19 protein-coding genes are annotated in these 25,360 nt (G+C 45.8%); 17 read left to right on the forward strand and 2 right to left on the reverse strand.

The window, feature by feature from the left end; all coding sequences use genetic code 11:
• Positions 1-8: 8 nt before the first annotated feature.
• The 17 genes from EIZ58_RS09130 to EIZ58_RS33220 all read left to right on the forward strand — a co-directional run bounded on the left by EIZ58_RS09130 (position 9) and on the right by EIZ58_RS33220 (position 22,959).
• A complete protein-coding gene (locus EIZ58_RS09130) occupies positions 9-788 on the forward strand; it encodes a YlmH family RNA-binding protein (RefSeq protein ID WP_134700287.1) in 780 nt (259 codons plus the stop codon).
• A gap of 25 nt (positions 789-813) precedes the next feature.
• Complete coding sequence (locus EIZ58_RS09135; protein WP_134700288.1) at positions 814-1,305, forward strand: DivIVA domain-containing protein; 492 nt, start codon at positions 814-816, stop codon at positions 1,303-1,305.
• A gap of 152 nt (positions 1,306-1,457) precedes the next feature.
• Positions 1,458-4,232 (forward strand): isoleucine--tRNA ligase, encoded by a 2,775-nt coding sequence (gene ileS / locus EIZ58_RS09140; protein WP_134700289.1) that lies wholly within the window; start codon positions 1,458-1,460, stop codon positions 4,230-4,232.
• 175 nt (positions 4,233-4,407) lie between these two features.
• The gene (locus EIZ58_RS09145; protein WP_134700290.1) at positions 4,408-5,022 is read left to right on the forward strand and encodes a DUF4912 domain-containing protein; all 615 of its coding nucleotides are present in this window, start codon (positions 4,408-4,410) and stop codon (positions 5,020-5,022) included.
• A gap of 19 nt (positions 5,023-5,041) precedes the next feature.
• Positions 5,042-7,876 carry a 1,4-alpha-glucan branching protein domain-containing protein gene (locus tag EIZ58_RS09150; protein WP_134700291.1) on the forward strand — a complete coding sequence of 945 codons (2,835 nt, stop codon included), beginning with the start codon at positions 5,042-5,044 and terminating at the stop codon, positions 7,874-7,876.
• A 20-nt stretch (positions 7,877-7,896) separates the two neighbouring features.
• Entirely contained in the window at positions 7,897-10,320 is a 2,424-nt protein-coding gene (locus EIZ58_RS09155; protein WP_134700292.1) for a sugar phosphate nucleotidyltransferase, read from the forward strand.
• Between the two features lie 12 nt (positions 10,321-10,332).
• Positions 10,333-12,309, forward strand: a complete 1,977-nt coding sequence (locus tag EIZ58_RS09160) for a glycoside hydrolase family 15 protein (RefSeq protein WP_134700293.1) — start codon at positions 10,333-10,335, stop codon at positions 12,307-12,309.
• A 113-nt stretch (positions 12,310-12,422) separates the two neighbouring features.
• Positions 12,423-12,878: a signal peptidase II gene (lspA, locus tag EIZ58_RS09165; protein ID WP_134700294.1), complete on the forward strand. Its 456-nt coding sequence runs from the start codon at positions 12,423-12,425 to the stop codon at positions 12,876-12,878.
• Between the two features lies 1 nt (position 12,879).
• Entirely contained in the window at positions 12,880-13,806 is a 927-nt protein-coding gene (locus EIZ58_RS09170) for an RluA family pseudouridine synthase (RefSeq protein ID WP_134700295.1), read from the forward strand.
• Between the two features lie 278 nt (positions 13,807-14,084).
• The gene (locus tag EIZ58_RS09175; RefSeq protein ID WP_134700296.1) at positions 14,085-15,377 is read left to right on the forward strand and encodes a dihydroorotase; all 1,293 of its coding nucleotides are present in this window, start codon (positions 14,085-14,087) and stop codon (positions 15,375-15,377) included.
• A gap of 27 nt (positions 15,378-15,404) precedes the next feature.
• On the forward strand, positions 15,405-16,505 hold the full coding sequence (locus EIZ58_RS09180; protein ID WP_134700297.1) for a carbamoyl phosphate synthase small subunit: 1,101 nt from the start codon (positions 15,405-15,407) through the stop codon (positions 16,503-16,505).
• A complete protein-coding gene (carB, locus tag EIZ58_RS09185; protein ID WP_134700298.1) occupies positions 16,489-19,707 on the forward strand; it encodes a carbamoyl-phosphate synthase large subunit in 3,219 nt (1,072 codons plus the stop codon). The genes EIZ58_RS09180 and carB overlap by 17 nt, the downstream gene beginning before the upstream one ends.
• Positions 19,700-20,494: a dihydroorotate dehydrogenase electron transfer subunit gene (locus EIZ58_RS09190; protein ID WP_134700299.1), complete on the forward strand. Its 795-nt coding sequence runs from the start codon at positions 19,700-19,702 to the stop codon at positions 20,492-20,494. Before carB ends, EIZ58_RS09190 begins: the two co-directional genes overlap by 8 nt.
• A complete protein-coding gene (locus tag EIZ58_RS09195; protein ID WP_134700300.1) occupies positions 20,491-21,411 on the forward strand; it encodes a dihydroorotate dehydrogenase in 921 nt (306 codons plus the stop codon). The genes EIZ58_RS09190 and EIZ58_RS09195 overlap by 4 nt, the downstream gene beginning before the upstream one ends.
• Positions 21,405-22,133 carry an orotidine-5'-phosphate decarboxylase gene (pyrF, locus tag EIZ58_RS09200; protein ID WP_370297664.1) on the forward strand — a complete coding sequence of 243 codons (729 nt, stop codon included), beginning with the start codon at positions 21,405-21,407 and terminating at the stop codon, positions 22,131-22,133. Before EIZ58_RS09195 ends, pyrF begins: the two co-directional genes overlap by 7 nt.
• Positions 22,114-22,764, forward strand: coding sequence for an orotate phosphoribosyltransferase (gene pyrE, locus EIZ58_RS09205; protein ID WP_134700302.1), 651 nt, complete (start codon positions 22,114-22,116; stop codon positions 22,762-22,764). The genes pyrF and pyrE overlap by 20 nt, the downstream gene beginning before the upstream one ends.
• Before the next feature lie 51 nt (positions 22,765-22,815).
• A complete protein-coding gene (locus EIZ58_RS33220) occupies positions 22,816-22,959 on the forward strand; it encodes a hypothetical protein (RefSeq protein ID WP_167577584.1) in 144 nt (47 codons plus the stop codon).
• A gap of 134 nt (positions 22,960-23,093) precedes the next feature.
• On the opposite strand, the gene EIZ58_RS09210 is transcribed toward EIZ58_RS33220, so the two are convergent.
• Together EIZ58_RS09210 and EIZ58_RS09215 are read right to left on the reverse strand one after the other, a co-directional pair.
• On the reverse strand, positions 23,094-23,585 hold the full coding sequence (locus tag EIZ58_RS09210) for a hypothetical protein (protein ID WP_134700303.1): 492 nt from the start codon (positions 23,583-23,585) through the stop codon (positions 23,094-23,096).
• Positions 23,586-23,598: 13 nt separating this feature from the next.
• Positions 23,599-25,317 (reverse strand): Rqc2 family fibronectin-binding protein, encoded by a 1,719-nt coding sequence (locus tag EIZ58_RS09215; protein WP_134700304.1) that lies wholly within the window; start codon positions 25,315-25,317, stop codon positions 23,599-23,601.
• Positions 25,318-25,360: the final 43 nt, after the last annotated feature.

Below are 25,360 nucleotides of genomic sequence, written 5' to 3' on the forward strand. Positions count from 1 at the left end.
CGAATCCCATGACCCTGTTTGAACATTTTAGACCTGAAGAAAGACCCTTTATTGAGAAAGCGTTAGATTGGCTAGAAGGGGTCAATCATCGCCATGAGCCACGCTTGACCGATTTTTTAGACCCTAGACAGCAGAATGTTCTCAAGAATCTTGCGGCCCGATTTCCGGATTTATCCCTATCCCCTTTCGGAGGATATGCGCAGGCCGAACGGTGCAGGGTGTTTATACACCATGATTATTGGGAGCCCGAACAAGAGGATTTTGCACTTACCCCACTTCGCATCACTAGTTCTGCTCCTAGTTTTTCCCAGCTCAAACACAAAGACTTTTTGGGCTCCTTAACTGGGGTCGGACTAAAAAGGGACAAGTATGGGGATATCCTCCTGCATCAAAATGAAGTTCAAATTATCGTAGCCAAAGAAATTGCCAGCTATGTACTTCTCAATTTAAACCAGGTACATCGCTCTTCGGTTCATCTCGAGTCGATGAGATTAGAAGAGCTCATTCCCTCCTCAGAAGAATGGAAGGAGCTTCATCTTACCGTTTCATCAACGCGAGCCGATGTGGTTGCAGGAGATGTTTTTCGTCTCTCTCGCTCCAAGATATTACCGCCAATTCGTGCAGGGCACTTAAAGGTGAATTGGATGGTTGTAGATTCTCCTTCTTATCCCTTAAGAGAAGGAGACATGGTCTCGCTTCGAGGTTATGGGCGGTTTAAGGTGATAAAGGATGAGGGAGTTACACGCAAAGGGAATACCCGTTTAGAAATTGGATTACTGATAAATTAAAAGGATTGGCGGAGGTGTAGGGCAAGTGGCATTAACTCCACTAGATATTCATAATAAGGAATTTAGTAAAGCGTTTCGAGGCTATGATGAAGATGAAGTGAATGAGTTTCTTGACCAGATTATTAAAGATATGGAAATAATCATCAAGGAAAAACGAGAGCTTGAAGAGAAAGTAGGAACCCTTACAGAGCGATTGACGCACTTTACAAACATCGAAGAAACGCTGAGCAAGTCTATTCTTATCGCACAGGAAACCGCAGAAGAAGTAAAGAACAATGCTCGTAAGGAATCCCAGCTCATTATTAAGGAAGCAGAGAAAAATGCCGATCGTATTATTAATGAATCATTGGCTAAATCTCGTAAAGTGGCAATAGAAATTGAAGAGTTAAAGAAAAAGGCTGCCGTATATCGAATTCGTTTCCGCAGCTTGCTCGAAGCTCAGCTCGAAATGCTGGATAGCGGGGATTGGGAGCAATTTGAAAGAATTGAGGAAGAGCTGATTCGAGAAAAAGAGTAAGGCTTGCTTCGGAGTAGGATTAGAGTTATAATTGTCTAAAACTTTTTCTCCTGTATCAGCAGGAGCCTTCTCTTTTGTATTAGTGGAGAAGGCTTTTATCGTTTTCTCAAGCTTACAATGCAGGTATTAAACATATATGGGAGTGAAACGGCATGGATTATAGTAAAACGTTGAATTTACCAAAGACAGATTTCCCGATGCGCGGAAACCTGCCAACGAGAGAGCCTGAAATCCAGAAGGCATGGGATGAGAAAAATATCTATCAACAAGTTCAGAAGCGGACAGCCGGCAGGCCGAAGTTTATTCTACACGATGGACCACCTTATGCTAATGGAGATATTCACATTGGACATGCTTTAAACAAAGTGCTAAAGGATATGATTGTTCGATACAAATCGATGAGCGGTTTTGATGCCCCTTATGTTCCGGGATGGGATACGCACGGATTACCTATTGAGCATGCCATTATCAAGAACGAGAAGATCGATCGTCACCAAGTTGGCGCTGCAGAATTTAGAGAGCGTTGTGCAGAGTATGCATATTCCTTCATCGACAGGCAAAGAGGCCAATTCAAGCGCTTGGGTGTAAGAGGCGACTGGGAAAACCCTTATATTACCCTGAAGCCTGAGTACGAAGCCAGACAGATTCGAGTATTTGGCGAAATGGCTAAAAAGGGATATATTTACAAAGGGTTAAAGGCCGTCTATTGGTCCCCATCCTCTGAAACGGCGTTAGCAGAAGCGGAAATTGAGTATCAAAATAAGCGTTCTGCGTCCATTTATGTTAAATTTTCTGTCGTTGATGGAAAAGGAAAATTAACAGAGGATATGAAGGTAGTCATTTGGACAACCACTCCATGGACAATTCCAGCGAACTTAGCGATTGCTATCCACCCTGAGCTGGAATATTCCGTTGTTGAGACCGGCGGGGAAAAGCTTGTTCTGGCTTCAGGGCTTGTTGAATCTGTTTCTCAAGCCATTGGATGGGAAGAGTACAAGGTTCTTCAAACCTTCAAAGGGGAAGAACTAGAAAGCGTAGTTTGCCAGCATCCATTCTACGACCGCACCTCTCCGCTTTTGCTTGGTGAGCATGTAACCTTAGATGCTGGTACAGGATGCGTTCATACGGCACCAGGCCATGGGGAAGAAGACTTTAACCTTGGCCAAAAATATGGATTGGATGTTCTATGTCCCGTAGATGATCGAGGCCACTTCACGAAGGATGCACCTGGCTTCGAAGGCCTTTTCTATGATGATGCGAATAAAATCATCACTGAAAAACTAAAAGAAGTAGGTTCCTTGCTTCATATGAGCTTTATTACTCACCAGTATCCTCATGATTGGCGTAGTAAGCAGCCAGTTATCTATCGCGCTACCGAGCAATGGTTTGCTTCCATTGATGGCTTCCGTGAACAGTTGCTTGCTTCCATTAAAGAAGTAAAATGGGTTCCGGCGTGGGGTGAACAACGTCTGCATAATATGGTGGCAGACCGTAATGATTGGTGTATCTCTCGTCAGAGAGTATGGGGGGTTCCTATCCCGATCTTCTACTGCCGTGATTGTAATACGGAAATTATTAACGACCAGACGATTGATCATGTAGCTAACTTGTTCCGTGAGGAAGGTTCACAGGCTTGGTTTACCAAGGATATCAGTGAATTGGTTCCTGCTGATCTGAAGTGTCCGGAATGTGCATCGAAGGAGTTCCGTAAAGAAACGGATATTATGGATGTATGGTTTGATTCGGGTTCAAGTCATGAATCTGTCTTAAATGAAAGAGAAGATTTAGCATGGCCAGCCGATCTTTATCTGGAAGGTTCCGATCAATACCGTGGATGGTTTAATTCTTCTTTATCCACATCCGTAGCTGTACACGGTCGTGCTCCATATAAAGGCGTATTGAGCCACGGGTTTGTTCTTGATGGTGAAGGACGCAAGATGTCTAAGTCCCTAGGGAACGTCATTATTCCAGCAGAAGTCATGGATAAGCTTGGAGCCGATATTTTGCGTTTATGGGTAGCTTCTGTCGACTACACGGCAGATGTGAGGATCTCAGATAAGATCATGACCCAAATTGCTGAGTCCTATCGTAAAATCCGTAATACTTTCCGCTTTTTGTTAGGGAATCTAGAAGGATTTGATCCGGCAACGGATCGAGTGGAAGTAAAGGATTTCCCAGAGTTAGACCGCTATGTGTGGATTAAGATGCAACGCGTGATAGAACAAGCGCTTAAATCCTATGATCAATACCAGTTCCATACGGTGTTCCATGCCGTTCATAATTTCTGCACCATTGATTTAAGTCAGTTCTATCTAGACGTATCCAAAGATCGTCTATATACTGAAGGTCCGAACTCGCAGGCTCGTCGAGCCGCGCAAACCCTTATGTATGATGTGTTAGTTTCCCTTGTGAAGCTTGTGGCACCTATTCTTCCTCATACAGCAGATGAAGCTTGGAAGTATATCCCGGGAGTAGATGCCGATAGCGTTCAACTTACCGATATGCCAAAGCCACTCGCGGAAGCGATGGATGATCAGCTAGAAGCGAAGTGGGATCAGTTTTTAGCTGTACGTGACGACGTGCTGAAGGCCTTAGAAGAAGCACGTAAGAATAAAGTAATAGGGCATTCTCTAGGGGCATCAGTGGCATTATATCCTGATCAAGAAACGGCATCCCTGTTGGCGAAATTTGATCGTCTGGATGAATTGTTTATTGTCTCAGAAGTGAAGGTTTACACGGAGAAAGCTCCTGTTGATTCGTTGGCATTTGAGAAAATTTCTGTGAAAGTAACGCAAGCTACAGGGGAAAAATGCGAGCGCTGCTGGATCGTCACTCCTGAAGTAGGGCAAGATGAAGAGCATTCTTCTATTTGTCCGCGCTGTGCCAGTGTCGTAAAAGAGCATTTTGCTGATATAGCTGCAGAATAATGAAAAGCCCGCGATAGGTCATATAGACCTGTTGCGGGCTTTTTTTTTATCTCTCGACAAAATTAGTGTAAATCCACACCTTAATCTGACAGACTTTGCGTTTTCAAGGCGCCTATAATAAGTAGGAAACACTTGGAAGCAAGAGCTTTGATCTGAAAGAAAGGGGGAGCGAAGGATGGAGGGTGAAATTTTGGAGCTGCGGAAGAAAAAGTATACGATTGATCAGATTGCTCAACAGCTTGGCATCACGGTAGGTCAAGTCAAATACCGGTTGTATCAAAAAAATGGGAAACAGGACACTGAACAACCCAAAAATGAAAAAGCCCACCAAACGCTTCCGCTCTATTACGGCGAACTAGAAATGGCTTTAATGGTTCAAGGCCCTACGGTTCTATTTGCTTACTGGGAAATCACATGGCCTGTTATGAACATGCTAAGCGACTATTTAAACTTGCCCTATGAGCATATTGATCACGCAATAAGATTATATGATGTGACAGATCTCTGGTTTAATGGTTCGAATGCTCACACATGCCAAGAAATAACGATAGATTCGGCAACGGATAATTGGTTTTTTCATGAGCTCCAGCCAGGGCGTACGTATATCGCTGAACGAGGAATACGACACGGTCAGCATTACCTTCCCCTTGTACAGTCCAAGCCGAAGGCTACCCCGCCAAACCAGGAGGCAGGAGAATACAATCCATTGGTGCCTCGTATCGCGATAGAACCAAATGAAAGAGTAAAGCCCAGATGGTTTGAAAATTTCTCTGCCTATACACTCTATTAGTTACAGGGGGACACAACTTTTGGTTAAAGGAAAAGAAAAAGAAAAAGGATACTTGGCGCTGGTGCTCCATGCCCATTTGCCTTATGTCAGACATTTGGAAGAAGATTGTCTGGAGGAGCGTTGGTTTTTTGAGGCCATCACGGAAACTTACGTACCTTTATTGCAAACCTTTGAAAAGCTGCTTGAGGAAAAGGTTCACTATAGAATTACCCTGTCTTTGTCACCCACGTTATTGACCATGTTGGCAGATCCTTTGCTCCTACTTCGTTATCAGCGCCATTTGCAGAAATTGATTGAGTTGGCCAAAAAAGAAGTGGCTCGGACAAGAAGAGATCCGGATATGAATCCTCTTGCCATTATGTACTTGAAGACCTATTTAAATATCGAGCAGTATCTTCATGAAAACGAATTTTTGCTAATTCCTAAATTCAGGGAACTAGCCGCCACAGGGGTTTTAGAGCTGATCACTACGTCTGCTACCCATGGATTTATGCCTGCCATGGAAACGGAGGAAGCCATTTATGCACAGTGGGAAGGTGGACTTTCTACATTTGAACACTTTTTAGGGTATAGGCCAAGGGGAGTTTGGCTGCCTGAATGCGGCTATACACCCGGAATCGATCGAATTTTGAAGCAATTAGGCGTCGATTATTTCTTTTGTGATTCTCATGCCATCGAGCATGCGAAGCCTAGAGCGAATCGTGGACTTTATGCTCCGCTCTCAACAGGCTACGGCGTTCATGCCTTCGCCAGAGATAGGGAGTCGTCCTCTCAGGTGTGGAGTACCTATGAAGGGTATCCAGGGGATTATGATTACCGCGAATACTATCGAGATATTGGTTTTGATTTGCCGATGTCCTATATTCAGCCCTATATCCATCCTAAGGGGATTCGAGTGAATACCGGAATGAAATATTACCGGATTACGGGTAAAGGGGACGAGAAGGCCCCTTACGTACCGCAATGGGCCAGACAAAAAGCCGAGCAACACGCAGGCCATTTTATGTTTAATCGGGAACAGCAAGTTCTTTATCTTCATGAACAGTTGGATCGTAAACCGATTATTGTTGCCCCTTATGACGCTGAACTGTTTGGACACTGGTGGTATGAAGGTCCCCAATTTCTTTATCATCTTTGCCGAAAGATTTGTTCGGATCAAGAGCATATTCAAATGATTACCCCTTCCGAATACTTGGAGCAATATCCCCAAAGTGATACTGGACATCTCCCGCTCTCAAGCTGGGGTCGGAACGGCTATGGTGAGGTTTGGATCAATCAAGATAATGCTTGGATCTACCGGCACTTGCATAAAGCAGAGAAAAAGATGGCAGAGTTGGCCCAACGCTTCCAAGCCCCTACCGTGCTGCAAGAGAGGGCACTTAATCAAGCGCTAAAACAGCTTCTCCTGGCTCAAAGCAGTGACTGGCCTTTTATTATGGATAACAAATCGATGGTTACGTATGCAGTGAGAAGAGTTCACGAGCATCTGGGCAACTTCCATCGACTGTTCGAAAACCTAATGAACGAGGAACTTTCAAAGACTTGGCTTGGGGAATTGGATGCGGCATGGCCTATTTTTGAAGAGTTGAGCTATCGAGTCTATTTGCCAGCAAATGAGCATAAATTAGCTATAGCTTCTGGCTTGGAAACGGAGATGCATCGTACCAAAAGAAGAGTGCTTATGCTGTCTTGGGAATACCCGCCGAAGGTGATCGGTGGCCTTTCTAGAGCCGTTTACGATTTATCTCGTGCATTAGCAAGACAGGGAGAAGAGGTTCATGTGATTACTAGCCATGTACATGGATATCCTTCTTTTGAACAGCTAGAAGGGGTTTATGTACACCGACTCCCATGTCTGTTGGAAAGTGATAGAGTCGAGTTTATAGACTGGGTACTTCAGCTCAATATTGCCATGGTTAGCTATGTAGAACATCTTGCTGATCAAGGTCATTACTTTGATCTTATGCATGCACATGACTGGCTTGTGTCTCCTGCCTCTCGAGAGCTAAAGAAAAAATATCGTATCCCCCTAGTGGCAACTATTCATGCTACCGAATTTGGCAGAAACCAAGGGATTCATACTGCACTGCAGCATCAAATTCATAGCCAAGAGCGTCAATTGACATCTGAAGCTGATCAAGTCATTGTTTGCAGTCAATATATGCAACAAGAAGTTATCCCATTATTTGAACTTCCAGCAAAGAAAGTAAGAGTCATTGCCAATGGAGTGGATCCCACGAATTTGGTGTTGCAGGAAGAACGGCTTCGTTCTAGGATTCACTATGCCCTTCCAGATGAAAAAATCATTTTTTTTGTAGGAAGACTGGTAAGGGAAAAGGGCGCTCAATATCTAATCGAGGCAGCTCCCCATATTTTAAGAGAATGCCCGGAAGCCAAATTCATTATTGCTGGGAAAGGACCTATGAAAAGTGAATTAGAGAAGATGGCTAACCAGTACGGAGTGGCCCATAAATTCTTATTCACGGGGTTCATTGATGACAACGAGCGCAACGCTCTGTTTCACCATGCTTACCTCGCAGTATTCCCTAGTCTCTACGAGCCATTTGGCATTGTGGCATTAGAAGCGATGGCAGCCAATACGCCTTTACTAGTTTCCGATACAGGGGGATTATCTGAAATCGTAGAGCATGGAGTCACAGGATTAAAGATATATCCTGGTTTAGTAGATTCGCTTAGAGATCAGCTTGTTTTTGCATTGAGAAATGAACAAGAGCTTCTAAGGATGGCGGAAGAAGCTACTAATAGATTTGAGCACGCATATGATTGGAACGCTTTAGCCGGGCAAACAATCAAGATATATGATGGATTGACAGGGAATCTGGTAATCTCCTAAACAACAAAGGAGGAAAGCGCATGAAAGCGGTCATTATGGCAGGCGGCAAAGGTACTCGCCTCCGTCCTTTAACTTCCAATTTACCTAAACCTATGGTTCCTTTGTTAGGGCGCCCTTGCATGGAATATATTATTGAGCTACTCAAGCAATACGGAATTACCGACATTGCAGTAACCACGCAATATTTGCCTGAATCTATCAAAAGCTATTTTGGGGACGGAACGGATCTAGGAGTGAACATTCAATATTTCGAGGAAGAACGTCCTTTAGGTACGGCTGGAAGTGTGAAGAATTGCGAAAGCTTTCTCGATGACCGTTTTCTCGTCATTAGCGGGGATGCCTTAACTGACTTTAATCTAAAGGAAGCAATCGAGTTTCATGCGGCCAATCAATCAGTGGCGACCCTTGTGCTGACCAAGGTGGAAAATCCACTGGAATATGGTGTAGTCATGACGGATGAGTCAGGGAAGATCACTCGTTTTTTGGAGAAGCCGACGTGGAGTGAGGTATTTAGCGATACGGTCAATACGGGCATATACATTCTTGAACCGGAAGTGCTGCAACTATTTGAACAGGATATTGAATATGATTTTAGTAAGGAACTATTCCCTTTGCTGCTTACTCAAGGGAAAAAGCTGATGGGGCATGTTGCACAAGGGTATTGGTCTGATATTGGCAGCTTGGATATCTATAGGCAAGCGCAATTTGATCTGTTAGATGGAAAGGTAAAAACCACCTTGAAGGCTGAGCAGTATGAGCCTGGCATCTATATCGAAGAGGATGTGCGTATTCCTCAGTCGGCTACGATTCATGCTCCCGTTTTCTTAGGGAGAGGAAGCTTTATTGAAGAAGGCGCAATAATTGATAAGTATTCGGTCATTGGCCGTCACAATGTCATCAAGCAAGGAGCGCAAGTGAGTAAAGCGATTCTTTGGGATCATAATTTTGTGGGAAGTAAAGCAGAAATTGTAGGGGCCACACTTTGTCACCGATCCCGAATTGGAGAAAGCACCCATTTGGCTGAAGGGGTCGTGATGGGGGATGATTGTCGGATTGGAGCGAAGAGCTTAGTCAAAACAGGAGTGAAAATTTGGCCGAATAAAGAAGTAGAAGAAAACTCCACGGTCTATTCCTCTCTCATATGGGGAGGCAAGGTCTCGAAAAATCTGTTTAGTTCTCAAGGGATTAAGGGAATTCCTAATATCGATCTTACGCCGGACTTTGCAGCTAGGTTAACGGCTGCCATGGCAACAGCCCTGAAGCCAAAAGCGACGGTTAGCCTTAGCTCGTGTCCACATCCTTTTTCTGAGCTGCTAAAGCTTACGATGCGGGCAGGATTAAATGCAGCGGGAATTCATACGGCTGACTTTGGCGTTACAGTTTCGGCTGCATCTCGATACGCGGTCAAGGCGTATCAAGTAGACTATGGTATCCATATCAGCATGGGGGATGAACAAGAAGATGGAGCCACGATCGAAATCCTGGATGATCATGGACTTCCGATTGATAAACCGATGGAGCGCAAAATTGAAAATGCCTACTGGCAGGAGGATTTCGTACGCGTAACACCGGATCGACTGGGGAAGCACTCTTACCATCCCAATGTATCCGAGGATTATCTCGCCGCAATAAAACGTGAGATTTGTTTAGATTCGGTGAGAACCAGCAGCTTTCTTGTCGTACTGGACTACGACTCTACGGTTTTAGGCACTTCAGCCATGACGGTGCTATCTAGTATGGGGTGCCGAGTGGTGCAGATGAAGGCAAAGGATGGTTCCCATGTAGGCGAGTTAGCAGAGGCGGTAAAGATGAACAGAGCCGATTTAGGAATCCGTCTAGATCGAGATGCAAGAAGATACACCCTGGTTTCCAATGAAGGAAAAGTAATTAGCGATGATGCGATGATTGCCCTTCATTTGTTGATTCACCACCGTGAAGCAGAAGACAAAGAGCCGATGCGGATGGGAATTCCGGTTAGTGCCCCTAGAGAAATCGAGTGGCTGGCCAAAAAGCTAGGAACGGAGGTTATTCGCACAAAGGAGAGCTTAAGGGAACTGATGCAAGCCGCACGCAGTCTTCGTTTTCAACCCCTGTTCGATGGATTCTATACCATGGTGAAGGTAATAGGATATCTAGCAGAAAAAAGGCTGCCCCTATCTGATATTCTCCCTAGTCTCCCAGCCTTTCATATGGCCCGTCAGGCTGTGTTTTGCGATTGGAAGAACAAAGGAAAGGTTATGCGTATGATGATGGAAGACATCAAGGGCAAGCAGGTTGAATTGCTGGACGGAATCAAGGTGTATGATTCAGATGGTTGGGTTCTCATCATGCCGGACATGGATCAGCCTCACTTTCGGGTCATCACGCAGGGGGCTTCTAAGGAGATCGCTTCTACACTGGCTCAAACCTATGCAGAGCGAATCCAAAAATATCAAACCATTTAGGATGTGATCAAGATGCCCCGACCTCTAGTCATAGGAAATGGAAAACTACTGATTAATTTTGATGCATCCCTTAATATGAGAGATTTATATTACCCTTATGTCGGTCAATTGAACCAAATCGGAGGTTACTATTCCCGGATTGGGGTATGGGCGGATGGGATGTTTAGCTGGTGCCAGGAAGCGAGTTGGCATATCCAGCTCTCCTACCAGTCTGAAACACTGGTTACAAATGTTATCGCGGAAAATCAGGAATTGGGTATCCAATTGATCATCGAGGATGCGGTCCACCAGCGTGAAACCATCTATCTCAAGAAAATTACGGTTAGGAATCTGTGGTCTCATGCGCGAGAGGTTCGCTTATTCTTTAACCATGACTATAGTATCAATGAAACAGAGGTAGGAGATACCGCCGTCTTTGATCCGCTATTACGGACTATTTATCATTATAAGAGGAATGTGTACATCATGATAAATGGTAAAACCCAAGATGAGGGCATCTATCAGTTCAGCACAGGGGTTAAGCGATTTAACCATGCCGAGGGAACTTGGAGAGATGCGGAAGACGGACAGCTCTCAGGAAATCCAATCGCTCAGGGTTCTGTCGATAGTACGGTGAGCTTTCGCTTAACTCTGGATCCCCAAGAAAAATTACCGATGTGGTATTGGATCTCGATTGGAAGAACACTGAGTGAAGTGAAAAAGCTTAATCAGTATGTTTTAGACAGCGGACCAGACTCTCTGCTTGAGCGAGTGAAGGTATACTGGCATCGTTGGGTGAATAAGTCTAATCGCTCCTTTCACAATCTTCCTGAGGAGGTTGTCGAGCTTTATAAAAAAAGTCTGCTTATTGTAAGAACACAAACGGATCAAGAGGGAGCCATTGTCGCCGCTAATGATTCCGATATCCTGCAATACAATCGTGACCACTATAGCTATATGTGGCCAAGGGATGGAGCGTTAGTAGCCTATGCGATGACGAAGGCAGGATATGAAAGGATGGTCAGTCCTTTCTTTGAGTTTTGTGCGAGGGTCCTCACGGAGGAAGGGTATCTTCATCATAAATACAATCCAGATGGCTCCGTGGGCTCAAGCTGGCATCCCTATGTTAACAATGGCAAGTATCAGCTTCCCATTCAGGAAGATGAAACAGCCTTGGTTTTGTTTGCCCTGTGGGAGCATTATTCTCAGCATAAGCAAATTGAGTTTTCTCAGTCCTTGTATGCGAATCTGATACGGCCGGCGGCCAAATTCCTTACTCAGTATGTCGATGATCGCGTGGATCTGCCGAAAGCTAGCTATGACTTATGGGAAGAAAGAAGGGGAATATTCACCTTCACAGCTTCCAGCGTTTACGGTGGGCTAATGGCTGCAGCTAAATTCGCTTTCTTGTTTGGGGATGACAGACGAGGCAGAAGGTATCAAGAAACGGCGAACCGGATTCGCCATGGTATAGAAACTTACCTCTATGATGAAGAAATCGGACGATTTATTCGCGGGATCTATGTTGACGAGGATGGATCCATAACGAAAGATTTAACCTTGGAAAGCAGCTTGTTTTCTCTCTTTGCTTTTCAAGTCTTTGATCCTGGTGATGAGAGAGTGGAACGAACAATGGAGGCCGTGGAAAAAGGCTTGACTGTTCATTCCAAGGTGGGAGGAATTTGCCGGTACCAAAATGATTACTATTTTCAAAAATCGCAAGATATTGCCAATATTCCAGGCAATCCCTGGATTATTTGTACCTTATGGATGGCGGACTGGAGAATAGCAAAAGCTGAGACACTTGACGACCTGGCTCAGCCTTTACAAACCCTTCAGTGGGTGGTAGCTAGCGCTTTAGAAAGTGGTGTCTTGCCTGAACAGCTGGATCCCTATAACGGCAAACCTCTGTCTGTAGCGCCGTTAACCTGGTCTCATTCAACCTTTGTCTTGACGGTACTCAAGTATCTGGAAAAATATGAAGAATTAAAATCAAGAGGGTCCCATTAAGGACCCTTTTTCGCTGGAGATCTTTTCTTGTTCCTCGTAAGCGCCTATGCTAAAATTCTAGTATTGTCTAAAAGGCCAATAGAACATATTGGCAAACGATGGGGGTTTTTATCTTGCTTTATTATATGATTGCGCTAATTGTATTTGTGGTAGACCAAGCAACCAAATGGATTGTGGTAAAAACCATGGAATTAGGACAAACCATCCCATTAATTGAGGGAGTTTTTCACTTTACCTCTCACCGTAATCGAGGTGCTGCGTTTGGGATTCTCCAAGACCAAAGATGGTTTTTTATTGTGATCACGCTGCTGGTAGTCGGAGGAATTATCTATTATTTACGCAAGTTAGGGAAAGATAATCCTAGAGTATCTCTAGCGCTATCCCTGATCTTAGGAGGGGCAGCAGGAAACTTCCTTGATCGGTTGCTTTTTGGAGAAGTGGTGGATTTCCTAGACTTTACATTAATTAATTATCCCATTTTCAACATTGCAGACTCTGCAATTGTGATCGGTGTTGGACTTATGATCTGGGATACCATCTTAGAAATGAAGAGAGAGAGAAGGGGTTAGTATGTCAGCGTTCGAACGATATGACTGGGTAATCGAACCCAGCGAAGAAGGCGAGCGTATAGATAAGTATTTGGCTGAAGTAAGCGAAGACTGGACTCGTTCGCAGGTGCAGAAATGGATCAAGGAAGGTCTAGTTGAAGTTAACGGTCAGCCTGCCAAAGGCAACTATCGATTATCTGCAGATGATGAAGTCACGCTTCGGGTACCTCCTGCCGTTGAGTTAAATATTCAACCAGAAAAAATGGATCTTGAGATTGCCTACGAGGATTCGGATGTCATCGTAATCAACAAGCCAAGAGGGTTGGTTGTCCATCCCGGAGCAGGTCATTATACAGGCACGTTGGTGAATGCGTTGCTTCATCATTGCCAGGATTTATCGGGAATTAATGGTGTCCTTAGACCAGGCATTGTCCACCGCATCGATAAAGATACATCAGGACTCTTGATGGTCGCAAAGAATGATAAAGCGCATCTTTCTCTTGCGCATCAGCTCAAAGAACACACCGTTAATCGGAAGTACTTGGCCTTGGTTCATGGCGTCATCCCTCATGAAAAGGGGACCATAGATGCTCCGATTGGTCGTGACCCGAAAAACCGACAACAAATGGCCGTTGTATTTGAAAACTCCAAAGAAGCGATTACACACTTTGTGGTGTTAGAGAGGTTTGCTGAGCATACGTTAGTCGAGTTAAAGTTAGAAACGGGACGTACTCATCAGATTCGCGTTCATATGAAGTATATTGGCTATCCGCTGGTAGGTGATCCTAAATATGGACAGAGAGGGGAACGTGCTGATATTGAAGGACAAGCCTTACATGCAGCCGTTCTCGGGTTTCACCATCCACGTACGGAGGAATACCTGGAGTTTACGGCCCCCCTGCCAGAAGACATGGTTAAATTAGCGGAACAATTGCGTCAATTGAGGTAGCTATTGACAGAACTCCCCGTTCATGGGATACTTTCTATAAATTTTATAGCAGAACCTTTAAACTCAGTCCTGAGAGGCTGACAAGGTTGTCGGATTGCATTTATAGACAAACTAGTTTTGTCTATACCAAGGGATTACCCTGAGTAATTTTCCCTTATTTGATGCTATACGTAGGCTTCCTGTCAGTGACGGGAAGCCTTTTTCACATTCCAAGTGAAAACTTTCCATATTCTGAACAGATCGAGACATACTAAGAAAGCAAAGAGGAGGGTGTAGGAGTGGGAATCGTGATAAAAAACGGAAAAGTGCTCCAAGATGGCGAGTTAGTCCCTCGGGATATTTTGATTATCGATAAAGTAATTTCTAAGGTAGCAGAGCAAATCGATAGTCAAGGACACAAAGAGATCGACGTCAAGGGAAAATGGGTGTCGGCCGGTTTTATTGATATGCACGTTCACTTACGGGAGCCTGGCTATGAAGCGAAAGAAACCATCGCTACAGGAACAGCTGCTGCAGCTCGAGGCGGGTTTACGGCCATAGCCTGTATGCCTAATACTAAGCCGGTAACCGACCGGGTGGAAGTCGTTAAATATATCAAAGAAAAAGCCCAAAGAGAAGGTGTGGTTCGGGTACTGCCGATCGGCGCGATAACCATTCGTGAGCTAGGCGAAGAATTAACCGATATGGCAGCCATGAAGGAGTGCGGCATTATTGGGGTTTCTGACGATGGCGTAGGCGTTCAGAGCAGCCGTATGATGAAAGAGGGCATGAGAAGGGCTGCGAAGGCAGGGCTGCCGGTCATTGCCCATTGTGAAGACGAGACGCTGGCTAAAGGCGGCTCCATTCATGAAGGTACGTTTTCCGCCAAGCATGGACTAAGGGGTATTCCTAACGAAGCGGAAGCCATTCATGTTGCAAGAGACATCCTTTTGGCGGAAGCGACAGGAGCTCATTATCACGTCTGCCATATCAGTGCCGAACAATCGGTTCGCCATGTGCGCTACGCAAAAGAAAAAGGAATTAAAGTAACCACGGAGGTTTGCCCTCACCATTTAATTTTGACCGATGAGGATATTCCGGCAAACCTGGACAGCAACTTTAAGATGAATCCCCCTCTTCGTTCGTCGGAGGACCGAGCTGCCCTAATTGAAGCATTGAAAGATGGCACGATTGATATTATCGTAACCGATCACGCTCCGCATACTGAAGAGGAAAAAAAGCGCGGCTTGGCTTTAGCTCCGTTCGGCATTGTGGGCTTGGAGACGGCTTTTCCTTTACTCTATACACACCTCGTATTAACCGGAGATTTTACGCTAGAAGAGATCGTAAGCAAGATGACAAGCAAACCGGCTGAACTGTTTGGCTTGCCTTGGGGGCGCCTTGAAGAAGGTGCTATAGCCGACTTGACTGTCGTTGACCTAGAAACCGAGCGCGAAGTAAATCCTTTGGAGTTTGCAAGCAAAGGAAAAAACACACCTTTTACGGGCTGGAAGCTAAAAGGCTGGCCCATGATGACGATGGTGGATGGCTCCATAGTATGGAAGCGCGAAGAAGTACTAAAAACGGTATAACCATTAAGTAAAGAGAGGGTGGAGCGAATGTTAGCTAGATTAATTTTAGAGGATGGCACCGTATTTTCCGGAAAATCTTTCGGGGCAGCCAGAGAGTCTTATGGAGAGGTCGTTTTTAATACAGGTATTACAGGGTATCAAGAGGTACTGTCTGACCCTTCCTACTGCGGCCAAATTGTGACCATGACCTATCCGTTAATTGGCAATTACGGTATTAACCGAGATGACTTTGAATCCGTAAGACCATTTATTCATGGCTTTGTAGTAAGAGAGCATGCGGAGCTGCCAAGCAATTTCCGCAGTCAGCAGACGTTGGATTCCCTTTTGAAGGAATATGATATTCCAGGGATTAGCGATATAGATACGCGTCGATTAACCCGAAAGATTCGTGAGTTTGGTACCATGCGCGGGGTGATTACAACTTCGGATGCTCAGGTCGAAGAGTTTTTAAAATCATTGCAGCAATCCGGCAACATGAACGATCAGGTTTCTCGTGTTTCCACCAAAAGTGTATTCACGGTTCCAGGAAGAGGACCGCGAATCGTAGTTGTGGACTTCGGTTCCAAAAGCGGAATCCTTCGCGAGCTGACGCAAAGAGATTGTGATGTGATCGTAGTTCCCTATAACACAGACGCAAAAGAAATTAACCGACTTCGCCCGGATGGAATTCTTCTGTCCAATGGACCTGGGGATCCCAAGGATGTGGGAGAAGCTGTTACGATGATTAAGGATGTACTAGGAAAGTATCCATTGTTCGGCATATGTTTAGGTCATCAGCTGTTCGCCTTGGCGTGCGGAGGAAACACGGAAAAAATGAAGTTTGGACATCGTGGAGGAAACCAGCCGGTGAAGGAGCTTGCGACCGATCGGACTTTCATCACATCACAGAATCATGGCTTTGCCGTAACGAAAGAGTCTCTTGTTGGTACAGAGTTAAACATTTCACATATCGCTATCAATGACGACACGATTGAAGGCTTAGAGCATAAGACCCTGCCAGCTTTCTCTGTCCAGTATCACCCAGAGGCGGCTCCAGGCCCTTATGATTCAGGTTATCTATTTGATCGTTTTCTCGACATGGTAGAAAAGCACAAGAAGGAGGTAAGCCCTTATGCCATTACTCGCTAATCTTAAAAAAGTCCTTGTTATTGGTTCAGGCCCTATCGTGATTGGACAAGCTGCGGAGTTTGATTATGCAGGAACGCAAGCTTGTGAGGCACTTAAAGAAGAAGGCTTAGAAGTCGTGTTAATCAACAGTAACCCTGCAACGATCATGACGGATACAAATATTGCAGATAAAGTATATATTGAACCGCTAACGGTCGAATTTGTTTCTCGTGTGATTCGCCAGGAAAAGCCTGATGGTCTTCTCGCCACGCTAGGCGGTCAAACGGGACTAAACCTAGCCAAGGAATTGGACGAAGCTGGGATCCTAGAAGAAGAAGGGGTTAAGCTCTTAGGAACGGACTTAGAAGCCATTAAGAAAGCGGAAGACCGCGACCTGTTCCGGGAGCTCATGTATGAAATCAACGAGCCGGTTCCAGAGAGTGACATTATTCAAACGGTGGAAGAAGCCGTAGCTTTTGCCGATCGCATCGGGTACCCCATCATTGTGCGCCCTGCCTACACACTTGGAGGAACAGGCGGCGGTATCGTACACGATGAGGAAAGCTTAAGGGAAACGGTAGCTAGTGGTTTGAAGTACTCTCCCATTACTCAGTGCTTGGTTGAAAAAAGTATCGCCGGCTTTAAGGAAATTGAGTATGAAGTAATGCGTGATGATAAAGGCAATTCCATTGTGGTCTGTAATATGGAAAATGTGGATCCAGTAGGTATTCATACGGGAGACAGTATTGTTGTGGCGCCAAGCCAAACGTTATCAGACAGAGAGTACCAAATGCTCCGTTCCGCTTCCTTAAAGATCATCAATGCCCTGAACATCAAGGGTGGATGTAATGTACAGCTTGCATTGGATCCATATAGTTTCCAGTACTATATCATCGAGGTTAACCCGCGCGTATCGCGTTCTAGTGCCCTAGCGTCCAAGGCAACGGGATATCCCATTGCGAAAATGGCAGCTAAGATTGCTGTGGGTTATACTCTAGACGAATTGGAAAATCCAGTGACGAAGAGAACATCTGCTTGCTTCGAGCCTTCTTTGGATTATGTGGTAACCAAAATTCCAAGATGGCCGTTTGATAAGTTCATTTCTGCCAACCGTAAGCTAGGTACGCAAATGAAAGCAACTGGTGAAGTCATGGCGATCGGCAGAACCTTTGAGGAATCGATTCTAAAGGCCGTAAGATCCTTAGAGGTTGGAACCTATCATCTAGAGCTCAAGGAAGCAACAGGACTCTCTCAAGAGGAACTTGACAAGCGTTTAGCGGTGGCAGATGATGAGCGAATCTTCCTGCTAATGGAGGCGATTCGCCGCGGCATGACACGCGATCAAATCCATGAATTAACCAAGATTGATCATTTCTTCTTAGATAAATTTGAGCGAATCGTAGCATTTGAATCCCGTTTGAAAAACGAACCTCTTGATTTCCAGCTTCTGCGTGAAGCCAAGCGTCTTGGTTTTGTGGATCGTAAAATTGCGGAGTTGACTGGATTAACGGAAGATGAGCTGCGCAAACAGCGTAAGGAGCAAGGTCTTGTTCCTGTCTACAAGATGGTAGACACTTGCGCAGCAGAGTTCGAAGCCGAAACCCCATACTATTACTCGACTTATGAGGAAGAAGATGAGCGGGAAGACACCCAGAAGAAGCGAGTGATTGTATTGGGCTCTGGTCCAATCCGCATCGGTCAAGGGATTGAATTTGACTATGCCACCGTTCATGCGGTATGGGCGATTAAAGAAGCAGGTTACGAAGCGGTTATTATTAATAACAACCCAGAGACTGTATCAACGGACTTCAACACCTCCGATCGCTTATATTTTGAGCCATTGTTTATTGAAGACGTCTTGAATATCATTGATGTAGAAAAGCCAGAAGGCGTGATCGTTCAATTTGGAGGACAAACTGCCATTAACCTAGCTGAAGCTCTTGTAAAGAATGGCGTCCGAATCCTAGGTTCTGACTTGGAGAGCATCGATACAGCGGAGGACCGTGAAAAATTTGAAAAGCTGCTTCGTGAGCTGTCGATCGCGCAACCGCTAGGAAAGACCGTAACAAACGTAAATGCAGCCGTAGAAACGGCTAACGGGTTAGGTTATCCCGTTCTTGTTCGTCCTTCTTATGTCTTGGGCGGAAGAGCGATGGAAATCGTTTATAACGAAAACGAGCTATTAAGCTATATGGAACAAGCGGTGAAAATTAATCCGCAGCATCCGGTGTTAATTGACCGTTATATGCTCGGGCGTGAAGTTGAAGTTGATGCCATTTGTGATGGCAAAGACGTACTGATCCCAGGAATCATGGAGCATATTGAACGGGCCGGTGTTCACTCGGGAGATTCCATTGCGGTGTACCCGCCTCAAAGTATCAGTCCGGAGCTTAAAGATCAATTGATTAAAATCACAACAAAAATTGCCTTGGGTTTAAACGTCAAAGGATTAGTCAATATCCAGTTTGTTATCCATGACAACCAAGTGTATGTGATCGAGGTAAATCCTCGAGCTTCCAGAACTGTTCCATTCTTAAGTAAGGTAACGGGCATTCCAATGGCCAACCTGGCGACCAAAGTGATTATGGGTCACAGCATCCGTGAGGAAGGCTTCACACCAGGGTATCATCCAGAGGCTGAGCATATCTCTGTCAAAGTCCCTGTATTCTCCTTTGCTAAGCTGCGTCGCGTAGACATTACACTCGGACCAGAAATGAAATCAACGGGAGAAGTTATGGGACGTGACAAAAACCTTTCTAAAGCCCTTTACAAAGGTTTGATTGCATCTGGAATGAAAATCCCGGTACATGGCAGTGTCCTTGTAACTGTGGCGGATAAAGACAAAGAAGAGGCGATGGACATCATCCGTGGATTCTACGATCTCGGCTTTAAGCTGATGGCTACAAGCGGAACGGCGTCTTCTCTTGAAGAAGCAGGCTTTAAGGTAACAACCGTTAATAAGCTGACAGAGGGTACACCGAATCTTCTCGATCAGATCCGAAACGGGGAAGCCAGTATCGTGATCAATACGCTGACGAAAGGAAAGACACCAGAGCGTGATGGATTCCGTATCCGTCGTGAGGCTGTAGAAAACGGTGTGGTTTGCTTAACCTCATTAGACACAGCCAGAGCCTTGTTGCGCGTCATTGAGACGATTACCTTCGGAACAGAATCCATGCCGCAATTCATACAGCCAAAACGGGAGGCTGTACTCCATGGATAAAGGTTTATTAACCGTAATTAGCAACGAGCCAGTGGCGGACCGGGTTTTCCGGATCCGCCTTCAAGGCGATTTAGTCAAGCAGATGGAGTCCCCTGGACAATTCCTTCATGTGAAATGCGGACCGGGAATCGATCCTCTACTCCGCAGACCGATCAGTATTTGCGATGTGGACATAGAAACGGCTACGCTGGATATGATTTACCGGGCAGAGGGCTCGGGGACAAAGATCCTAAGCGAATCTGTGCCTGGCGCGGAGATTGATATTCTTGGGCCGTTGGGCCATGGTTTTCCTATTGGGCATCGAAAACAAGGAGAACACGCCCTTTTGATCGGTGGAGGCGTAGGTGTTCCTCCTCTGCTTTACTTGGCAAAGCGATTAGTGAAGCAAGGTGTAAAAGTAACAAGCGTCATAGGGTTCGGAACAGCAGAGCAAGTATTCTTAGTTGAAGAGCTAGGTCAGCTTGGCGAAGTCTATGTAACCACGATCGATGGATCGAGAGGACATAAAGGGTTGGTAACGGATTTGTTAAATGAGCAATACGGGCTGGATAATTCCTCTTGGGATGTTCTTTATTCCTGTGGTCCTTTTCCAATGCTGAAGGCTCTGCAAGACCGATATGCAAACAGCGATAAAGAGGGATACCTCTCGCTAGAGCAAAGAATGGGCTGTGGAGTGGGAGCTTGTCTGGCTTGTGTATGTCCTGCTTCCGAAGACTCGGCTAAGTCCTATCATAAAATTTGTTCCGATGGTCCCGTGTTCGAAATGAGGAAGGTGGTGCTGTCATGACTTCCTCTCGTTTAGCCGTGAATCTAGCAGGAATCGAGATGAAAAATCCGGTCATGCCTGCTTCAGGATGTTTTGGCTTTGGGCGTGAATACTCTCGTTTTTATGATTTGAATCGGTTGGGTGCTATTGCTGTAAAGGCCACAACCGTGGAAGAACGACAGGGCAACCCGACGCCCCGTGTGGCGGAAACGCCAGGCGGGATGTTAAATGCCATTGGGCTGCAGAATCCAGGGGTAGAAAAAATTATGGCGGAAGAGCTGACTTGGCTCGAACAGTTTGACACACCGATTATCGTAAACATAGCGGGTACGACGACCGAGGATTATGTTGAAGTAGCTGACCGCATCTCTAAAGTGAAAAATGTAGCAGCGCTAGAGTTGAATATTTCCTGTCCGAATGTGAAGTGCGGAGGGATAACGTTTGGAACGGATCCCGTTATTGCAGGGGAGCTTACAAAGGAAATCAAAAGAGTAAGCGACGTTCCCGTGTTCGTGAAGCTTTCCCCGAATGTGACCGACGTGGTGTCGATCGCCAAAGCTGTAGAGGAAGCGGGTGCGGATGGGCTTAGTATGATTAATACGCTGCTCGGCATGCGCATTGATTTGCGAACGCGCAAGCCGATCTTAGCCAACCAAGTAGGAGGGCTATCTGGTCCTGCTATTAAACCCGTCGCAATTCGCATGATCTGGCAAGTCAGCCAACAGGTGAACATTCCGATCATCGGCATGGGTGGGATCCAGTCAGCGGAAGACGTGATTGAATATTTCTTGGCTGGCGCTACGGCGGTTGCGGTGGGGACAGCTAACTTTGTGGATCCGTATGCTTGCCCAACGATCATCGATGAGCTCGAAGGATGGCTCGATAAGATGGGTGTTCAGTCCATCACAGAATTAATTGGCGCGGGGTGGAAATCGTGAGCATAAGGGATCGAATCATTATTGCCCTAGACTACTCAGCGGGTGAAGAGGCTCTAGCTTGTGCGAGGAAGCTGCAAGGAACAGCCAGTTATGTGAAAGTTGGGATGCAGTTGTATTATGGTGCTGGTCCAAGCATCGTCGCTTCTCTTAAAGACATGGGCTTCAAGGTGTTTGTAGACTTGAAGGTCCATGATATTCCCAATACCGCTAAGGGCGCGATGCAAAGCTTGGCGTCACTTGGAGTAGATATGGTGAACGTCCACGCTGCTGGGGGCAAGGAGATGATGGCGGCTGCCCGCGAAGGCTTAGAAAAAGGAGCGGGTAATGGGCCTAAGCCTCTCTTGATCGCTGTTACGCAATTGACGAGTACAACTCAGCAGGTGATGAATGAGCAGATTGGTATTCCAGGGACGATTGCTGATTCGGTGCAGCAATATGCTAGATTAGCTAAGGAGGCTGGATTAGATGGTGTCGTCGCCTCCCCTCTGGAAGTGAAACTGGTTAAGGAAAGCTGCGGGACTGATTTTATAACCGTTACCCCGGGGATTCGCCCGGTTGGGGCAGACACCGGTGATCAGAAGCGGATTACTACACCAGAAATGGCGTTTAGCATCGGTTCGGATTACATCGTCATTGGCCGGCCTGTCACGCAGGCCCAAGACCCGGCAGCGGCCTTGTCACAAATCATAGAAATGGTGAGGAATGAAAATGGAACAACGTGAAAAGCAGATTGCTAAAAAGCTACTCGAGATTCGAGCTGTCCACCTAAGACCAGAGGAACCCTTTACCTGGACGTCAGGGCTACGCTCTCCGATCTACTGTGATAATCGGATGACCATGTCTTATCCGGAAGTCCGCAAGATGGTTGCGGAGTCCTTCGCTGATGTGATCCGGGAGAAGTATGGTCAAGCTGATGTTATTGCCGGAACGGCTACAGCTGGAATTCCTCATGCTGCATGGGTGGCAGACCTGCTAGGGTTGCCAATGATCTACGTGCGTGACAAAGCCAAAGGGCATGGACGCAATAACCAAATCGAAGGGGTCTTGAAGCCAGGACAGAAAGTGGTTGTCATTGAAGATTTGATTTCTACTGGTGGAAGCTCGATTAAGGCGGCGGACGCTGTTAAAGAAGCGGGCGGTGAAGTTTTGTCGGTACTGGCAATCTTCTCATACCAATTTGCCAAAGCGGAAAAAGCTTTTGTAGAAGCTGGTTATCCGTTTGAGACGATGAGCAACTATACAGCTCTCTTGGAGCAGGCGAAAGAAGACGGAATTCTGCAGCAAGAGCAGGTAAATGAATTGGCTCAGTGGCGAGTGGATCCCGAAGCCTATACGACAAAATGGAATAGCTAAGATCATCTGGGGAAAAGTAAGAAGGAAACTTTTCCTAGGAGATGATGGCGTATGGAACAGAAGAAAGTAAAGACCCAAGGTACTCTTCAAGAGATGGCTCAGATGGCTGGAGTCGATCAGCAAACGATTCAAGAAGCTATCGACAAAGTGGAACAAGTGGCTCAGATTGATGTGGAAGTGCCGGAGGACAAGTAGACGAATAATAGAGAATCCCCCGACTCAAAAGAGAGCGGGGGATTCTTTTTTAATATATAAGGAATTATGAACTTGAAGGAACGAGCACCTGAGGTACCGCCTATAAACCGGTAATGATCTCAAGTAAGGTGGAGCTACTGCTTCCTACTCAATTCAATCAAACCAAACACCTTAAGGGCCTGAAACTCCTCTGGTGTTAGTCGGGAGAGTAGATCGTCCTTCAGTTGGGCTTGCTTTTCCGCAGTCAGCCCACCTTGGGCAAGAGCCGCCAGATCCATGAGCTCAGCCATGGTAAACTTCGTAAGTAAAAACTTCATTGCTTCTTCACGAGAGGAAAATACAGGCTGTGCGGCACCAGGCTCTGGAGAGACTGACGGTGCTGTAGTCCCCTTTTCCTCAGTCGTGGGTGTCTGTTTTTGCAAGTTCTCAAGTGCAGCAGATCCACCATATTGCTTGATTGCTTCTTGTATCACAGGGTTCTCAAGCAACTGTTGAACTTCATTAGGTGTCAAAATCTCCTGGGTCACCTGATCCATCATTCGGTCTGACAGGTAGCTCATAGCGTATTGATAGCCGAAGTAACCGAGACCTCCTAGGATCGCGATGGATATGAGCCATTTTTTCATTGCCATTCTCCCTTCATTTACTTCTATTCTTCAACTCGCGAATCACGGCTTCATCAGATGAAACATACAGCGTTTTTTGATGATCATAAATCACATAACCCGGCTTAGAGCCGCTAGGCTTGCGAACATGCTTAATAAGGGTATAGTCTACAGGAATTTGATTAGAGCCGCGTGCTTTGCTGAAGAAGGCTGCTATGGTAGCTGCTTCTCGGAGTGTTTGATCTGAGAACTCCCGTGCCCGAATGACGACATGCGACCCAGGGATATCCTTCGTATGAAGCCAGGTTTCCATGGGATGGGCTAAACGATTGGTCAGGTATTCGTTTTGCTTATTGTTTTTCCCTACTAGAATTTCGGTGCCCTCAGAAGAAAGGTATTTCTCAAGCAGTGGTTTGTCGGCTTTCTTCTTGCGATTATCTCGCTTGCCGCGGAAGCGAAGATAGCCTTCCTCCACCAATTCTTCTCGAATTTCGGCAATGTCGTGCATAGAGGCATCAGCAAGCTGTTGAATCAGACCCTCGAAATAAGCAAGCTCATGTCTGGCAAGCTCAATTTGCTCGTCGATCACGTGTAAACTATTTCTAGCTTTATTGTATTTCCGATAATAGGCTTGCGCATTGTCAATAGGAGATTTTAGAGGATCTAGAGGAATCTCCATCATTTCCCCATTCTCATCGTAGTAGTTTATGACCTTAGCCACAGAATCTCCCTTTTTAAGCTCGTGCATGTAGGCGGTTAGCAGCTCGCCAAAGAGCTTATACTGGTCGGCTTCTTCGGCCTCTTTCCTTGTTTCCTGCAATTTAATAATCTTTTTCTCATTCTTTTCCCATTCATTTGTTACAAATCGGATTAAGTCATGAGCTTTTTGCCGGACGGCATCCCGCTCTGCTTTTCTCTCAAAGAAGGCTTCAAGGCAAGCGTGAACGGACTCAAACTCGACTTTTTCTCCCTGTAAGTGATCCAGATCCACCACAGAGAAGTAAGCTTTATCGCCTTGCTTTACGATTTGAGGGTGAAAAAGCCCCTCCGAAATATCGGCCATTATCTTATGAAACGAATCCCATAGCTGATCTCGCGTGCCCATCCCTGCTCGAAAGACGATCTCTCTAGCAACTAGGGGACTGATTCCGGAATATTGGTCTACAATCTGCTTATCTAATTTGCCTGCGTTATAGTCAAAGGAGCCAATAAACTGATCCTTGGTCGTGGTTAGCGGATCTTTTTTTCCTTGCTCAGGCGGTGCAATATAAGGTCTGCCTGGGAGAACCACTCGATGCTTGCTCATAGCTGGCGTGACGTGTTGAATCCCATCAAGAATGAGGTTCCGCTCGACATCAAGCAGGAGGATATTGCTATGGCGACCCATAATCTCTACCACGATCCGACGGGTTTTCCAATCTCCTAATTCATCTCTTACCTTCATGTCAAAATGAATAATGCGCTCCATCCCGACCTGAGTGATCCGATCGATAATTGCACCTTCACAATACTTCCTTAAAAGCATGCAGAACATCGGCGGTTCAACGGGATTCGAATAAGATTCATGGGTTAGATGCATTCGGGGGAAGGTAGGACTCGCGGAAATAAGCAATCGCTTATTTTCTCCACCTGCTCGGATTTGAAGGACAATATCCGTATCTGTTGGCTGATAGATCTTGGAGATGCGCCCTGATTCAATTGTGTTTTTGCAGTCTTCTACAACCGCTCTGGTTACTAAACCGTCAAATGCCATAACGTCAAACCCCTTTCTTTCCGAGAACAGTATAAACCAAAAG

It is taken from the genome of Ammoniphilus sp. YIM 78166 (genome assembly GCF_004522215.1).
Lineage (GTDB): Bacteria > Bacillota > Bacilli > Aneurinibacillales > RAOX-1 > YIM-78166.

Excerpts from the sequence above, each read along its gene's own strand:
- EIZ58_RS09130 (WP_134700287.1), top strand. The coding sequence starts at position 9 with ATGACCCTGTTTGAACATTTTAGACCTGAAGAAAGACCCTTTATTGAG.
- ileS (WP_134700289.1), top strand. The coding sequence starts at position 1,458 with ATGGATTATAGTAAAACGTTGAATTTACCAAAGACAGATTTCCCGATG.
- EIZ58_RS09145 (WP_134700290.1), top strand. The coding sequence starts at position 4,408 with ATGGAGGGTGAAATTTTGGAGCTGCGGAAGAAAAAGTATACGATTGAT.
- EIZ58_RS09155 (WP_134700292.1), top strand. The coding sequence starts at position 7,897 with ATGAAAGCGGTCATTATGGCAGGCGGCAAAGGTACTCGCCTCCGTCCT.
- EIZ58_RS09160 (WP_134700293.1), top strand. The coding sequence starts at position 10,333 with ATGCCCCGACCTCTAGTCATAGGAAATGGAAAACTACTGATTAATTTT.
- EIZ58_RS09170 (WP_134700295.1), top strand. The coding sequence starts at position 12,880 with ATGTCAGCGTTCGAACGATATGACTGGGTAATCGAACCCAGCGAAGAA.
- EIZ58_RS09180 (WP_134700297.1), top strand. The coding sequence starts at position 15,405 with ATGTTAGCTAGATTAATTTTAGAGGATGGCACCGTATTTTCCGGAAAA.
- carB (WP_134700298.1), top strand. The coding sequence starts at position 16,489 with ATGCCATTACTCGCTAATCTTAAAAAAGTCCTTGTTATTGGTTCAGGC.
- EIZ58_RS09190 (WP_134700299.1), top strand. The coding sequence starts at position 19,700 with ATGGATAAAGGTTTATTAACCGTAATTAGCAACGAGCCAGTGGCGGAC.
- EIZ58_RS09195 (WP_134700300.1), top strand. The coding sequence starts at position 20,491 with ATGACTTCCTCTCGTTTAGCCGTGAATCTAGCAGGAATCGAGATGAAA.
- pyrE (WP_134700302.1), top strand. The coding sequence starts at position 22,114 with ATGAAAATGGAACAACGTGAAAAGCAGATTGCTAAAAAGCTACTCGAG.
- EIZ58_RS33220 (WP_167577584.1), top strand. The coding sequence starts at position 22,816 with ATGGAACAGAAGAAAGTAAAGACCCAAGGTACTCTTCAAGAGATGGCT.
- EIZ58_RS09210 (WP_134700303.1), bottom strand. The coding sequence starts at position 23,585 with ATGAAAAAATGGCTCATATCCATCGCGATCCTAGGAGGTCTCGGTTAC.
- EIZ58_RS09215 (WP_134700304.1), bottom strand. The coding sequence starts at position 25,317 with ATGGCATTTGACGGTTTAGTAACCAGAGCGGTTGTAGAAGACTGCAAA.